This is a genomic window from Aeromonas sp. QDB54 (assembly GCF_027707385.1).
Lineage (GTDB): Bacteria > Pseudomonadota > Gammaproteobacteria > Enterobacterales > Aeromonadaceae > Aeromonas > Aeromonas hydrophila.
In genome coordinates, this window is the sequence record NZ_JAPCIT010000023.1 from 1 (window position 1) to 13,656 (window position 13,656).

The 13,656-nt window shown below is 62.2% G+C and carries 10 protein-coding genes; 6 read left to right on the forward strand and 4 right to left on the reverse strand.

Annotation, left to right across the window (positions count from 1 at the left end; translation table 11 throughout):
• Nucleotides 1-275: 275 nt before the first annotated feature.
• Genes hemG through pepQ form a run of 4 tightly spaced genes read right to left on the reverse strand, consistent with a single transcriptional unit; the run spans nucleotide 276 to nucleotide 4,241 of the window.
• A complete protein-coding gene (hemG, locus tag PG881_RS19280; RefSeq protein WP_270802164.1) occupies nucleotides 276-800 on the reverse strand; it encodes a menaquinone-dependent protoporphyrinogen IX dehydrogenase in 525 nt (174 codons plus the stop codon).
• 7 nt (nucleotides 801-807) lie between these two features.
• Nucleotides 808-2,265, reverse strand: coding sequence for a TrkH family potassium uptake protein (locus PG881_RS19285; protein WP_011704169.1), 1,458 nt, complete (start codon nucleotides 2,263-2,265; stop codon nucleotides 808-810).
• 36 nt (nucleotides 2,266-2,301) lie between these two features.
• The gene (locus PG881_RS19290; RefSeq protein WP_270802195.1) at nucleotides 2,302-2,919 is read right to left on the reverse strand and encodes a YigZ family protein; all 618 of its coding nucleotides are present in this window, start codon (nucleotides 2,917-2,919) and stop codon (nucleotides 2,302-2,304) included.
• Nucleotides 2,919-4,241 carry a Xaa-Pro dipeptidase gene (gene pepQ, locus PG881_RS19295; RefSeq protein WP_011704167.1) on the reverse strand — a complete coding sequence of 441 codons (1,323 nt, stop codon included), beginning with the start codon at nucleotides 4,239-4,241 and terminating at the stop codon, nucleotides 2,919-2,921. Before pepQ ends, PG881_RS19290 begins: the two co-directional genes overlap by 1 nt.
• Nucleotides 4,242-4,431: 190 nt before the next feature.
• On the opposite strand from pepQ, the gene PG881_RS19300 reads away from it, so the two are divergent.
• The 6 genes from PG881_RS19300 (at nucleotide 4,432) to PG881_RS19325 (ending at nucleotide 13,637) form a co-directional block, all read left to right on the forward strand.
• Nucleotides 4,432-6,369, forward strand: coding sequence for an acetoacetate--CoA ligase (locus tag PG881_RS19300; RefSeq protein WP_270802199.1), 1,938 nt, complete (start codon nucleotides 4,432-4,434; stop codon nucleotides 6,367-6,369).
• Nucleotides 6,370-6,572: 203 nt separating this feature from the next.
• Nucleotides 6,573-8,720, forward strand: coding sequence for a fatty acid oxidation complex subunit alpha FadB (gene fadB, locus PG881_RS19305; protein WP_270802201.1), 2,148 nt, complete (start codon nucleotides 6,573-6,575; stop codon nucleotides 8,718-8,720).
• Nucleotides 8,721-8,741: 21 nt separating this feature from the next.
• Nucleotides 8,742-9,905 carry an acetyl-CoA C-acyltransferase FadA gene (fadA, locus tag PG881_RS19310; RefSeq protein WP_029302622.1) on the forward strand — a complete coding sequence of 388 codons (1,164 nt, stop codon included), beginning with the start codon at nucleotides 8,742-8,744 and terminating at the stop codon, nucleotides 9,903-9,905.
• Between the two features lie 324 nt (nucleotides 9,906-10,229).
• On the forward strand, nucleotides 10,230-10,952 hold the full coding sequence (locus PG881_RS19315; protein ID WP_016348992.1) for a response regulator: 723 nt from the start codon (nucleotides 10,230-10,232) through the stop codon (nucleotides 10,950-10,952).
• Nucleotides 10,949-12,394: an ATP-binding protein gene (locus tag PG881_RS19320; RefSeq protein WP_270802203.1), complete on the forward strand. Its 1,446-nt coding sequence runs from the start codon at nucleotides 10,949-10,951 to the stop codon at nucleotides 12,392-12,394. Before PG881_RS19315 ends, PG881_RS19320 begins: the two co-directional genes overlap by 4 nt.
• A 4-nt stretch (nucleotides 12,395-12,398) precedes the next feature.
• Nucleotides 12,399-13,637 carry an ABC transporter substrate-binding protein gene (locus PG881_RS19325; protein WP_270802205.1) on the forward strand — a complete coding sequence of 413 codons (1,239 nt, stop codon included), beginning with the start codon at nucleotides 12,399-12,401 and terminating at the stop codon, nucleotides 13,635-13,637.
• Nucleotides 13,638-13,656 lie beyond the last annotated feature (19 nt).

Genomic DNA, 13,656 nt, shown 5'->3' on the forward strand with positions numbered 1-13,656 from the left:
TTGTCGCGTTGAGGAGGCGCATATTACGCTTCTCACTTCGAAAGTCAAGCGATTGTTTTCGCTTTTCTTTCGGCGCCTGCTTCGTAAGGAAGCTGGCTCATCAGGTTGGCGTGTTCTGCCGTGCTGGTAGGGGCGCATTATAGGGAGCCGCGCCGCGATGACAAGGGGAATTTTGCAAAAATTGGCATTTTTTGGCTTTCAGTAGTTCAAACGCCTATTTATCCAACAAAAAGCCCCGCAACCACGGGGCCAAGGCCATTCAGGACGATGGATTGCTATCTTTTTGACCAGAATTCCCGGGCAAAATCGCGCACTTTTTCCCAATCGGTAAACTCGAGGTCCTTGCTGGTATCCGTGCTACCACGAGTGATCTTCATGATCAGCTGGATGATGCGGGTCTGCCACCAGTTGTAGCGGGAGTATTGCAGCGCACCGGCAAACACCCCCAGGGTTTTCGGCTTCCAGGGGGAGAGGCGCAGAAACTTCTTCATATAGGCGTTGGTCTGCGGGGTCTGCTTCTCCGGCTTGCGAGCGGTCAGGTTGACGCAGAAGAAGGCTGCGTTGGCCACTTCCAGCTGTTCGTGATGAGCGTGGATGAAACTGAACAGACTGGGATGGAAGTTGCCATAACGAATGGAGGCACCGATCAGCACCTTCTTGAACTTGCTAAGATTGCACTTCGGCAGGGTATGCAGATCCTGCATCACCACCTCACAACCCTCGGTCTCTGCCAGCATGGCATCGACGATCTTTCGTGTTTGCCCGTCACGGGAAGAATAAAGCACCAGAATCTTGTCCATACCAACCTCAACTACGCCAGAATGCAGGGGTAAACAGTACCAGAAGAGTGAAGATTTCCAATCGGCCAAACAGCATGGCGACGACCAGTATCCATTGCGCCGTTGCCGAGATCTTGCCGAAGTTGGCCGACACCTCGCCCAGCCCCGGCCCCACGTTGGTAAACGCGGCCGCCACGGCGGAGAAAGCGGTCACCTCGTTCAAGCCGGTCATCAGCAGCAACAGCATAAAGATGAAGAACAGAATGATGTAGGTAGCAAAGTAGCCCCACACCGCCTCCACGATCCGCTCAGGCACGGCACGACGACCCAGTTTGAGGGTATAGATGGCGCGCGGGTGCACCAGCCGCTTCAGCTCGCGCATCCCCTGCAGGAACAGGATCATGAAGCGCATCACCTTGATGCCGCCCCCGGTACTGCCGGCGCAGCAACCGATGAAGGCGGAGAACATCAGCAGCATGGGTAGAAAGGAGGGCCACTCCGCATAGCTGGTCGTGCTGTAGCCGGTGGTCGTGCCCAGCGACACCGCCTGGAACAGACCGTGGTTGAGCGCCTCCTGCCAGGTGGCGTAATGACCGTGAAACAAGAGGGAAACGAAGCAGATCAACACCAGCACGCACTGGATGCTCAGAAACACCTTCAGCTCGGAGTCGCGCAGATAGTTGCTCAGCCGCACCGGCTTGTGGGCGAATACCATGAAGTGCAGGGCAAAGTTGACGCTCGCCAGCAGCAGAAACACCACTGTGATCAGGTTGATGGCCGGGCTGTTGAAAAAGCCGATGCTGGCGTCGTGGGTCGAGAAGCCGCCCACCGACAGGGTGGAGAAGGAGTGGCAGATGGCATCGAACAGGGTCATGCCCGCCATCCAGTAGGCCAGGGCGCAGAGGGAGGTGAGCAGCAGATAGATGAACCAGAGCGCCTTGGCCGTCTCGGCGATGCGCGGGGTGACCTTGTTGTCCTTGACCGGCCCCGGAATTTCGGCGCGATAGAGCTGCATGCCCCCGATGCCGAGCAGCGGCAGTATGGCCACCGCCAGCACTATGATCCCCATCCCCCCCAGCCACTGCAGCAGCTGGCGATAGAACAGAAACGCCTTGGGCAGGTTGTCCAGCCCGGTGAGCACGGTCGCCCCCGTGGTGGTCAGGCCGGAAAACGACTCGAAGAAGGCCTCCGACACCGTCATGCCGGGTACCTCTCCCAGCAGGAACGGCAAGGCCCCCACGCTGCCCAGCACCACCCAGAACAGCACGACGATGAGGAAGCCTTCCTTGGATCTGAGATCTTTCTTCTGATGGCGGTTGGGAAACCAGAGCGCGGCGCCGAGCAGCAGGGCGATGAAGAAGGAGTTGACGAACTCGGCACCACCGCCATCACGATAGCCAAAGGCGACCAGCGCGGGCAGCAACATGGTCGAACTGAACAGCGCGACCAGCAGGCCAACGATACGAATGATGCTCAGAATCTGCATTCCGGCTCCCTCTTCAGACTAAAAGAGCGATGGATTCTAGCCATCTAAGGGACGAAGGGATACCCGACCCTGGGTTCGGTCGGTCAATTCCTGTGCGATTCTGCTCCAAACAGCGGATTCCCACGCCACCTCCAAGGTGACACTGGCGCCGTAGTCGGCCGCCAGCAACTGGCCCTGATGCGCCTGGATCAGTGCTTCTACCGCTCCCATGTCGGTATAGTCGCACTGGATAAGGGAGGCTGTCTGCTGGCGCTTGATGCGGGTGTCGAGCTGCTTGAGGGCGGTGCCCACGCCACCGCCATAGGCCTTGACCAGGCCGCCAGTGCCCAGCAGAACCCCACCGTAATAGCGCACCACCACGGCGGCAATCTCCCCGAGACCGGCCCCCATCAGCTGAGCCAGCATGGGCTTGCCGGCGGTGCCAGAGGGCTCGCCGTCATCGCTGAAACCGTACACCTGACTGTCCTGCGGGGCACCGGCGACAAAGGCCCAGCAGTGATGCCGGGCCCCGGGATGTTGCTGTTTTATCTCGCCGATCCAGGCTTTGGCGGCCTCTACGGTGGGCGTGTGGGCGATATAAGTGATGAAGCGGCTCTTCTTGATCTCCTCACTCACCTCCAGCGGTGCAGCCGGTATGGAATAGTCTGCCGCCATCAGAGCCCTGCTTGTCTGGTCAGATTTTCCACCCCGTTGGCATGCAGTACCACGTTGTCTTCGATGCGAATGCCGCCATAGGGGCGCAGCGCCTCGACCTTGTTCCAGTTGACCCGCTTGCCCTGTTCACCGAGGCGCAGCGGCTCCAGCAAGCTGTCGATGAAGTAGAGCCCCGGCTCGATGGTGAACACCTGGCCCACTTCCATCACCCGGGTGCAGCGCAGATAGGGGAACTGTTCGGGGGCCGACAGGTGGGTGCCGCGCTCGTCCTGCATGAAGCCGCCGGCGTCGTGCACCTGCAGGCCGAGAAAGTGGCCGAGACCGTGGGGGAAGAAGACGTTGGTCACCCCGGTATGGATCATCTCGTCCACCGACATGTCCACCAGCTCGGTGGCTTGCAGCAGGCGCGCCAGTCGGTGGTGCATCTGCAGATGCAGCTCGCTGTAACGGCGACCCGGCTTGATCTCCTCGATGATCTCCTGCTGCTGGGCATCCAGCGCTGCTATCAGATCGGCAAACTCACCACGGCGCCAGGCCCAGGTCCGGGTGATGTCGGAGGCATAGCCGTGCACATCCACGCCGGCATCGATGAGGAAGGAGTACCGCTCCGCATCGGGTACCCGCTGAGCGGAGAGGTGGGTGTAGTGCAGGATGGCCGCATTGCGGTTGATGGCGACGATATTGCCGTAGGGCGCCTCATTGGCCCCCTGCCCGACCGCCTTCATGTAAGCCAGATTGATCTCGAACTCGCTCGCCCCCGCCATGAAGGAGTCTTTGGCCGCAATGTGGCCGCGTACCCCGATGCGGTTGGCATCGCGCAGGCATTCCAGCTCATAGGCCGTCTTGTAGGCACGATGATAATGCAGATAGTTGAGGACCGCCTCCGGATTGGGCTGGCCCAGCCCCAGCAGCTCGGCCACCTCCAGGTGGCCGCCCAGATAGGCCCACTCCTGCTTGTTGGCCGGCAGGTGATCGGCAACCTGCTCCGGGCGGGTCAGGAAGCGGATATCGAAGAAGTCGACCCAGAAGGCGTTGGGCAGCTCCGCCACCTTGTGCCAGAAATCCACCGGCCGGTAGAACAGCAGCACCGGCTTGTTCACGCCGTCCACCAGCAACCAGCAGTGGGGATTGTCCAGCACCGGCAACCAGGCCTTGAACTGGGGATTCACCTTGAAGGGGTAATCCTGATCATCGAGGAAGATGCGGTGGGTCTGGCCGGAGTGGATGGCCAGACCGCTCAGTCCCTGCTGTTGCAGTATGTCGCGGGTGCGCTGCTGCAAGGTGTCGAGGTGCTGGGCAAAAAGTTGGCTGTAGCTGCTCATGGCGTCCTGCTCCGGGAGAAATGTGGTTTCAGCATAACATCAAGCGAATCAAGGCTCGAACCGTCAAGCAATCGCTTCGTGAGGTAACGCATACGTTACAAGGCTTTTGTTATGAAACAAAAACCAACCATTAACAAATAAAAAACAATTCAATACACTGCCGGTAGATACATGCAGTCAGGGACTACTCATGCACAACCTTTGCCTGTGGCAACCGGATCAGGAGCGGATTCAGCAATCCAACCTCCAGCACTTCATGGCCGAGGTCAACCGCTTCCACGGCCTGCAGCTGCACAGCTACGCCCAGCTCTACCAGTGGTCGGTGGAGAAGACAACCCGTTTCTGGCCGCTGGTGTGGCAGCACTGTGGCGTCAAGGGAGAGCTCGGCAACATAGTGGCGGAGAACCGCCAGGAGATGCAGCGTACCCGCTGGTTCCCCGACAGCCGACTCAACTTCGCCGAAAACCTGCTGCGCCGCCAGGATGACACGCCGGCCATCATCTCCCGCATCGAGGGTAGCCCCAGCCAGACCTTGAGCTGGCGCGAGCTGGCGGATCAGGTCGCCAGGCTGGCCCAGTGGCTGCGTGGCCAGGGAATCGGCCGGGGCGATGTGGTGGCAGCCTACCTGCCCAATATCCCGGAAACCGTGGTGGCCATGCTGGCGACCACCAGCCTGGGGGCGATCTGGACCTCCACCAGCCCCGATTTCGGCGAAGCCAGCGTGGTGGAGCGCTTCGGCCAGACCCGGCCGCGTGTGCTGTTTGCGGTGGATGGCTATCGCTACAACGGCAAGGCCATCGACATTCAGGACAAAGTGGCGGGGGTCGTCGGCCAGATCGACAGCATAGAGCAGACGGTCATCATCCCCCTGCTCGGTCACCCCCTGCAGCTTGGCCACGACTGGCGCCAGATCCTGGCCGGTCAGCCGGATGCCAGCCTGCAGTTCGAGCCCATGGCCTTCAATGACCCGCTCTACATCCTCTATTCGTCCGGCACCACCGGCAAGCCCAAGTGCATCGTCCACGGCATCGGCGGCACCCTGCTGCAACATCTGAAAGAACATCAGCTGCACTGCGACATCAAGCCGGGGGAACGCATCTTCTACTTCACCACCTGCGGCTGGATGATGTGGAACTGGCTGGTGAGCGCGCTCGCCTCCGGCGCCACCCTGGTGCTCTACGACGGCTCCCCCTTCTACCCGGACGGCAACGTGTTGTGGGATCTAGCCCGCGACGAAGAGGTCGCCCTGTTCGGCACCTCGGCCAAATACCTGGATGCGCTGCACAAGCAGGGTTATACCCCGATCAAGACCCACCAGCTGCCGCAGTTGCGGCTGATCTGCAGCACCGGCTCCGTGCTCTCTCCCGAAGGGTTCGACTACGTCTATCAGCAGATCAAGCAGGACGTTCAGCTCAGCTCCATCTCGGGTGGCACCGACATCTGCTCCTGCTTCGTCATCGGCAACCCCATCAGCCCCGTCTACCGCGGTGAGAGCCAGGGACGCGGCCTCGGCCTCGCGGTGCAGGTATTCAACGAAGCGGGCCAGCCGGTGCAGGGTGAAAAGGGCGAACTGGTCTGCACCAAGCCCTTCCCGGCCCAACCCATCGGCTTTTGGGGGGACGCCAGCGGCGACAAGTACCACGCCGCCTACTTCGAACGGTTCGACAACATCTGGTGCCATGGCGACTGGATCGAGCTGACCCCGACCGGCGGCATCCTGTTCTACGGTCGCTCCGACGCCACCCTCAACCCGGGCGGCGTGCGCATCGGCACCAGCGAGATTTACCGCTACGTCGAGCAGCTGGAGGAAGTAGAAGAGAGCATCGTCATCGGCCAGCAGTGGCAACAGGACGAGCGGGTGGTGCTGTTCGTCAAGCTCAAGCCAGGCCTCATGCTGGACGAAGCGCTGCGCGAGCGCATCCGCCAGCAGGTGCGCCTGCACTGCACCGCCCGTCACGTGCCGGCCCGCATCCTGCAGGTGGACGCCATTCCGCGCACCAAGTCCGGCAAGATAGTGGAGCTGGCGGTGCGGGAAGTGGTGCACAACCGGCCCGTCAACAACACCCACGCCCTCGCCGATCCCGAAGTGCTGAGCCAGTATCGCGACCGGCCAGAGCTGGCCAGTTGAGGCCACACAAGGTTAATAAAGGCGTCATCAGACGCCTTTATTTTGGTTGTTAATCTGAGGCGAGCTTTTACTCGAGATCTGTTAAACGAATGTTTTAAATAGGTGTTGAAATTGTCTTCTTTTGGATCAATAGTGAGCCTCGCCCCCTGCTGGGGATAAAGGAGCACCACCCCCCCACCATGTGGGAACAAGGAGACACTCTCATGATCTACCAAGGCGAAACCCTGACGGTCAGCTACCTCGAAGACGGCATTGCCGAGTTGAGGTTCGATGCTCCGGGTTCAGTCAACAAGCTGGATCGCGCTACCCTGCTCTCCCTGAGCGAAGCGATCGCCGCATTACAACAAGAACGTGAACTAAAAGGTCTGATCCTAACCTCCGGCAAAGACGCCTTTATCGTCGGCGCCGACATTACCGAATTCCTGGAACTGTTCGATCTGCCGCAGGCTGATCTGCTCGGCTGGCTGAAAAAGGCCAACGACATCTTCAGCGCCATCGAAGATCTGCCGGTGCCCACCCTCTCCGCCATCAAGGGCCACGCCCTGGGCGGCGGCTGCGAGACCATTCTCTCCACCGACTTCCGTCTGGCAGACACCACAGCCAAGATTGGCCTGCCCGAGACCAAGCTCGGCATCATGCCGGGCTTTGGCGGCACCGTCCGTCTGCCACGGGTGATCGGCGCCGACAACGCGCTCGAGTGGATCACCACCGGCAAGGATTACCGTGCCGATGACGCCCTCAAGGTGGGTGCCATCGATGCCGTGGTCGCCCCCGACGCGCTGCAGGGCGCTGCGCTGCAGATGATCAAGGACGCGATCAAAGGCAAGCTGGACTGGCAGGGCCGCCGCGCCGCCAAGAAGGCCCCGCTGCGCCTCTCCAAACTGGAAGCCATGATGAGCTTCACCACCGCCGCCGGCATGGTTGCCGCCGTGGCGGGCAAACACTATCCGGCGCCGATGACGGCGGTAAAAACCGTCGAAGCCGCTGCCGGCATGAGCCGTGACGAGGCGCTGGCCGTCGAGGCGCAAGGCTTCATCAAGCTGGCCAAGACCGATGTCGCCAAGGCGCTGGTCGGTATCTTCCTGAACGATCAGCACATCAAGGCGCTGGCCAAGAAGGCCGCCAAACAGGCGAGCAAGGCCACTGGCCACGCCGCCGTACTGGGTGCCGGCATCATGGGGGGCGGCATCGCCTACCAGTCTGCCAGCAAGGGCATCCCGGCGGTGATGAAGGACATCAACGAGAAGGCACTGGCACTTGGCATGAATGAGGCCACCAAGCTGCTCAACGGCCAGCTCGAGAAGGGCCGCATCGACGGTATCAAGATGGGCCAGGTGCTCTCAGCCATCACCCCGACCCTCAGCTATGACAACGTCAAGCATGTGGATGTGGTAGTGGAAGCCGTGGTCGAGAACCCGAAAGTGAAGGCCGCCGTACTGGGCGAAGTGGAAGGGATCATCGGCGAAGACGCCGTGCTCGCCAGCAACACCTCCACCATCCCCATCTCTCTGCTGGCCAAGGGACTGAAGCGCCCGCAAAACTTCTGCGGCATGCACTTCTTCAACCCGGTGCACCGCATGCCGCTGGTGGAGATCATCCGCGGCGAGCAGACCTCCGATGAAACTATCAACCGCGTGGTGGCCTACGCCGCCGCCATGGGCAAGTCCCCGGTCGTGGTCAACGACTGCCCGGGCTTCTTCGTCAACCGGGTGCTGTTCCCCTACTTCTTCGGCTTCAACAAGCTGGTTGCCGATGGCGCCGACTTCGCCGCCGTCGACAAGGTGATGGAGAAGGAGTTTGGCTGGCCCATGGGCCCCGCCTACCTGCTGGACGTGGTCGGCATCGACACCGGCCACCATGCCGGTGACGTGATGGCGCAGGGCTTCCCGGCACGCATGAGCAAGGAAGGCCGTACCGCCATCGACGTGATGTACGAAGTGAGCCGCTTCGGTCAGAAGAACGGCAAGGGCTTCTACGCCTACGAGCAGGACAAGAAGGGCAAGCCGAAGAAGGTGGCCGACGCCGCCAGTTACGATCTGCTGGCCCCCATCGCCAAGCCGAAACAGGATTTCGACAAGGACGCCATCATCGCCCGCATGATGATCCCGATGATCAACGAGGTGGTGCTCTGTCTGGAAGAGGGCATAGTCGCCACGCCAGCCGAAGCCGACATCGCGCTGGTCTACGGTCTGGGCTTCCCTCCCTTCCGCGGCGGCGTGTTCCGCTATCTGGACACCATTGGTCTGGATCGCTACGTGGCCATGGCCGACCAGTATGCCGACTTGGGCCCGCTCTACCGCGTCAGCGACAAGCTGCGTGAGATGGCCGCCCAGGGCAAAACCTTCTACTGATTGCGGAAAGGAGATCCATTCATGAAAGACGTAGTCATTGTCGACTGTATCCGGACCCCGATGGGCCGGTCCAAGGGCGGCGCCTTCCGCAACGTGCGTGCAGAAGACTTGTCCGCGCACCTGATGAAATCCATCCTGCTGCGCAACCCCAACCTCGACCCGAACGAGATCGAGGATATCTACTGGGGCTGCGTGCAGCAGACCCTGGAGCAGGGCTTCAACATTGCCCGTAACGCCGCGCTGCTGGCCGGCATTCCCAAGCAGGTGGGGGCGGTCACCGTCAACCGCCTGTGCGGCTCCAGCATGCAGGCGCTGCACGATGCCTCTCGCGCCATCCAGGTGGGTGATGGGGACATCTTCATCATCGGCGGCGTCGAGCACATGGGTCACGTGCCGATGAGCCACGGGGTGGACTTCCACCCCGGCATGGCCAAGTCGGTGGCGAAAGCCTCCGGCATGATGGGGCTGACCGCCGAGATGCTCGGCAAGCTGCATGGCATCAGTCGTCAGCAGCAGGACGAGTTTGCCGCCCGCTCCCACCGCCGCGCTCACGCGGCCACCGTGGAAGGGCGTTTCGCCAAGGAGATCGTCGGGCTGGAAGGTCATGACGCCAGCGGTGCCCGCTTCTTCTACGACTACGACGAAGTGATCCGCCCCGAGACCACGGTGGAAACCCTGAGCCAGCTGCGCCCGGTGTTCGACCCGATCAACGGCACCGTCACCGCCGGCACCTCATCGGCGCTGTCCGATGGCGCCGCCGCCATGCTGGTGATGAGTGCGGAGCGCGCCAAGGCGCTCGGCCTCACCCCGCGCGCCCGGGTGCGCGCCATGGCCGTCGCCGGCTGCGATGCCGCCATCATGGGTTACGGCCCGGTGCCGGCCACCCAGAAGGCGCTCAAGCGGGCCGGCCTGACCATCGGTGACATCGACCTGTTCGAGCTGAACGAGGCGTTTGCCGCCCAGTCCCTGCCCTGCGTGAAGGATCTGGGTCTGCAAGACGTGGTGGACGAGAAGGTGAACCTGAACGGCGGCGCCATCGCGCTGGGTCACCCGCTCGGCTGCTCCGGCGCCCGCATCTCCACCACCCTGCTCAACCTGATGGAAGAGAAGGACGCCACCCTGGGGGTTGCCACCATGTGCATCGGCCTGGGTCAGGGCATCGCCACCGTGTTCGAACGAGTGTAAGTAGCACCCCGGCCGGCTCGCCGGTCGGGGCTGTATTGACAGACAGGAGCCCGCTCCTGCTTCCCGGCGAAGCGGGCTCCTGTCAGCGGTTTTGGGGTCGGTCTGACCGGCCCGTCATCGAGTCTGTGGAGTGCGCCACACGGGGTGCACTTCTGCCGTCGGAATCTGCGTATTGGCCGGCCCGTTTGGGTCGGCCTTTTTTATTTGCACGGCAGGATATGGGAGGATATTGCCCATAACCTCACATTAGATGGGGGGCTTGCTTGCTTTTTGCGCCCCTGACAGGTTCAATCTGCACAAAAAAATGGGTGGATGCACATACATATGTCAACGAGCAAACAACTGCTGATCGTCGACGACGACCAAGAGATCCGCGAGCTGCTCAACGAATACCTGACCAGGGCCGGCTTCGAGGTATTGACCGCAGCGGAGGGCAACGAGATGCGCAAGCAGCTCGCCCAGCACAACCCGGACCTCATCATTCTCGATATCATGATGCCGGGTGACGACGGCTTTACCCTCTGCCAGCAGATCCGTCGCGACTCCCAGGTGCCCATCATCATGCTGACCGCCGCCTCCGACGAAGCGGACCGGGTGATCGGCCTCGAACTCGGTGCCGATGACTACATCGCCAAGCCGTTCAGCCCGCGCGAACTGCAGGCCCGCATCAAGGCGCTGCTGCGCCGCGCCGAATTCCGCCAGCCGGAGAAAGAGAAAGAACCGAGCCGCCGGCTGCGTTTCGCCGAGTGGACCCTGGATACCCTGAGCCACCAGCTGACCCACGAGGACGGCAGCCTGCTGGACCTCTCCGGCAGCGATGCCCTGCTGCTCGGCATGTTCCTGCAACAGCCCGGCGTGGTGCTGGACCGGGATACCATCTCGGATGCCACCCGCGGTCGCGAGAGCCTGCCGATGGAGCGCGGCATCGACGTGCAGATCAGCCGCCTGCGCCAGAAGCTGGGTGACAACGGCAAGAGCCCGCGCATCATCAAGACCATTCGCGGCAGTGGCTACATGCTGATCGCCGAGGTGCACGAGATCCCATGAATACCAGATGGTTCTGGCGGGCACTGGTGCCCCGTTCCCTGCTGTCGCGGATGCTGCTGCTGCTGCTGCTGGCGATCCTGCTCTCCCAGACCATCCTCACCGGCATCTGGATGCAGCAGATCCAGAAGCGGGAGCTGGAAGGCATGCTCAGCACCACCCGCAACCTGGCGCTGTCGGCCGCCTCCACCGTCAACTTCTTCAAATCCTTGCCGCTGCAGTATCGCCACATCGCGCTGGACCAGCTGCGCAACATGGGCGGCAGCCGCTTCTTCGTGTCGCTGAACGAAGAGGAGATCCACATCAGCGCCATCCCCGACAGCGAGCGCAAGACGCTGGTGCTCAAAGAGGTGCAGGGGGTGCTGACCCGCAAGCTCTCCGACGCCATGGCGATCAAGGTGGATTTCTCGCGCCCCGAAGAGCTGCACGTCTTCAACAACGACACTCTGCTGGCGGATTTGCCCTCCTCCTGGGCCCGCTACACCCTGTCGCTGGAGCCGATCAATCCGCCTGTGCTGGTGACCCAGATCGAGATAGAACCGGGCGAGTGGCTCTATCTGGCGGCCCTGCTGCCGGCCCCCTACATGACACTCGACGATACCGTCATGCCCAGCAACCAGGTGCGCTTCATCGCCCTGATGACGGTGTTCCTCTGCTTCTTCACCTTCCTGCTGGTGCGCTGGCAGACCCGGCCGCTGCGCCGGTTGGCCAAGGCGGCGGTCAACCTCGGCAAGGACATCGACCAGCCCTCGCTGAAAGAGGAAGGGGCCTCCGAGATCGTGGCGGCCACCCGCGCCTTCAACATCATGCAGCACCGCATCCGCCGCTATATCGACGATAGAGAGCGGTTGTTCAGCTCGATTTCCCACGACCTCAAGACCCCCATCACCCGGCTGCGGCTGCGGGTCGAGCTGCTCGACGACGAGCAGCAGACCGCCAAGTTCAACAAGGACCTGGACGAGCTGGAGCTGATGGTGAAAGGGGCGCTGCAGACGGTGAAAGACACCGACATCCACGAGAACATCGAGCAGCTCGACATCGACGCCATGCTGGAGCAGATGGCGGAGGCCATGAACCTGCACGACGAGCGGCTGACCATCGAAGGCCACTGCAAGCAGCCCTACCGCGGCAAGCCGCTAGCTCTCAAGCGCTGCATCGGCAACCTGGTGGACAACGGCATCAAGTACGGCCAACGGGTGCGCATCATCATCATGGACGACGAGGAGATGCTGATCCTGTTCATCATGGACGAGGGTCCCGGCCTGCCGGAGGATCAGTTCGAACGCATCTTCGAGCCCTACTATCGGCTCAGCACGGATCTGGCCGGCACCGGTCTGGGTCTGGGCATTGCCCGCAACATAGCCCACGCCCACGGCGGCGATCTGGTGCTGGAAAATCGTCCGCAGGGCGGCCTGCAGGCCACCCTCTCCCTACCAAGGCAGTAACCTTATGAAGTGGTTGTCTTTTTCTGTCATCGTCCTACTCTCTGCGCCCGTTGCCGCCTCTCAGGTGGAGGTACTGCACTGGTGGACCTCCGGCGGCGAGGCCAGGGCGGTGGAGGTGCTCAAGTCCGAGTGGACCGAGCAGGGCAACCAGTGGAACGACTTCGCTGTACAGGGGGGTGGCGGCAAGAGCGCCATGACGGTGCTGAAAAGCCGGGCACTGGCGGCCAATCCGCCGGAGGCGGCCCACCTCAAGGGGTTCGAGCTGCGGGAGTGGGCCGGGCTCGGCTTCCTGCGCGATCTCACCCCCATGGCCGAACACCTCGGCTGGTATCCCCAGTTGCCGCCCATGGTGCGAGAGACCCTCAGCCAGAACGGCGCCCTGATGGCGGTACCGACCGGGATCCATCGGGTCAACTGGCTGTGGCTCAACCGCAAGATCTTCGAGCGCAACAAGCTGACTCCGCCCACCAGCTGGGCCCAGTTCGTGACCGTGGCCGATCGGCTCAAGCAGCAAGGGATCACCCCGCTCGCCATCGGCAACGAGCCCTGGCAGCTGGCGGTACTGTTCGAGACGGTGGCACTCGGCGAGGGCGGCAAGGCGTTCTATCGCAAAGCCTTCGTGGAACAGGACAGCACCACCCTGACCGGCCCCGACATGGTGCGGGTGCTGACCCGCTTTCAGCAGCTGCGCGGCTATGTACCGGAGAAATACGCCGGCCTGAAATGGCACCAGGCCACCAACCTGCTGGAGAGCGGTGGCGCCGCCATGCAGATAATGGGGGACTGGGTGAAGGGCGAACTGAGCGCCGGCAACTACCGGCCCGGCGAGGATATCGAGTGCCTGCCGAGCCCCGGCAGTGCCAACCTGTTCAGCTACAACCTCGACTCCATCGCCATGTTCAAGCAGCGGGATCCCGCCCAGCTGCAGGCCCAGGGCGAGCTGGCCCAGCTGCTGATGACGCCGAAATTCCAGCAAGAGTTCAACCGGGTGAAGGGCTCGATCCCGGCACTGACCAAGCCGGACATGAGCAAGTTCGACCGCTGCGCCATCCGCTCCTATCAGGATTTTCTGCTGGCGGAGCGGGAGGGCAACCTGCTGCCCAGCATGGCGGAGGGGATGGCGACGCCGACCAACATGCGCCAGGCGATCATGGATGTGCTGAGCAACTTCTTCAACGACCCCAGAGCCAACCCGCAGCAGACTGCACTGCATCTGGAGCGGGCCATGCGCTCGACCCGCTGACGCTTTTCGCTGCGGCCAG

Bases quoted from the DNA above. Each gene is read 5' to 3' on its own strand.
- PG881_RS19315 (WP_016348992.1), top strand. From the start codon at position 10,230: ATGTCAACGAGCAAACAACTGCTGATCGTCGACGACGACCAAGAGATC.
- PG881_RS19300 (WP_270802199.1), top strand. From the start codon at position 4,432: ATGCACAACCTTTGCCTGTGGCAACCGGATCAGGAGCGGATTCAGCAA.
- PG881_RS19290 (WP_270802195.1), bottom strand. From the start codon at position 2,919: ATGGCGGCAGACTATTCCATACCGGCTGCACCGCTGGAGGTGAGTGAG.
- PG881_RS19325 (WP_270802205.1), top strand. From the start codon at position 12,399: ATGAAGTGGTTGTCTTTTTCTGTCATCGTCCTACTCTCTGCGCCCGTT.
- PG881_RS19285 (WP_011704169.1), bottom strand. From the start codon at position 2,265: ATGCAGATTCTGAGCATCATTCGTATCGTTGGCCTGCTGGTCGCGCTG.
- fadB (WP_270802201.1), top strand. From the start codon at position 6,573: ATGATCTACCAAGGCGAAACCCTGACGGTCAGCTACCTCGAAGACGGC.
- pepQ (WP_011704167.1), bottom strand. From the start codon at position 4,241: ATGAGCAGCTACAGCCAACTTTTTGCCCAGCACCTCGACACCTTGCAG.
- PG881_RS19320 (WP_270802203.1), top strand. From the start codon at position 10,949: ATGAATACCAGATGGTTCTGGCGGGCACTGGTGCCCCGTTCCCTGCTG.
- fadA (WP_029302622.1), top strand. From the start codon at position 8,742: ATGAAAGACGTAGTCATTGTCGACTGTATCCGGACCCCGATGGGCCGG.
- hemG (WP_270802164.1), bottom strand. From the start codon at position 800: ATGGACAAGATTCTGGTGCTTTATTCTTCCCGTGACGGGCAAACACGA.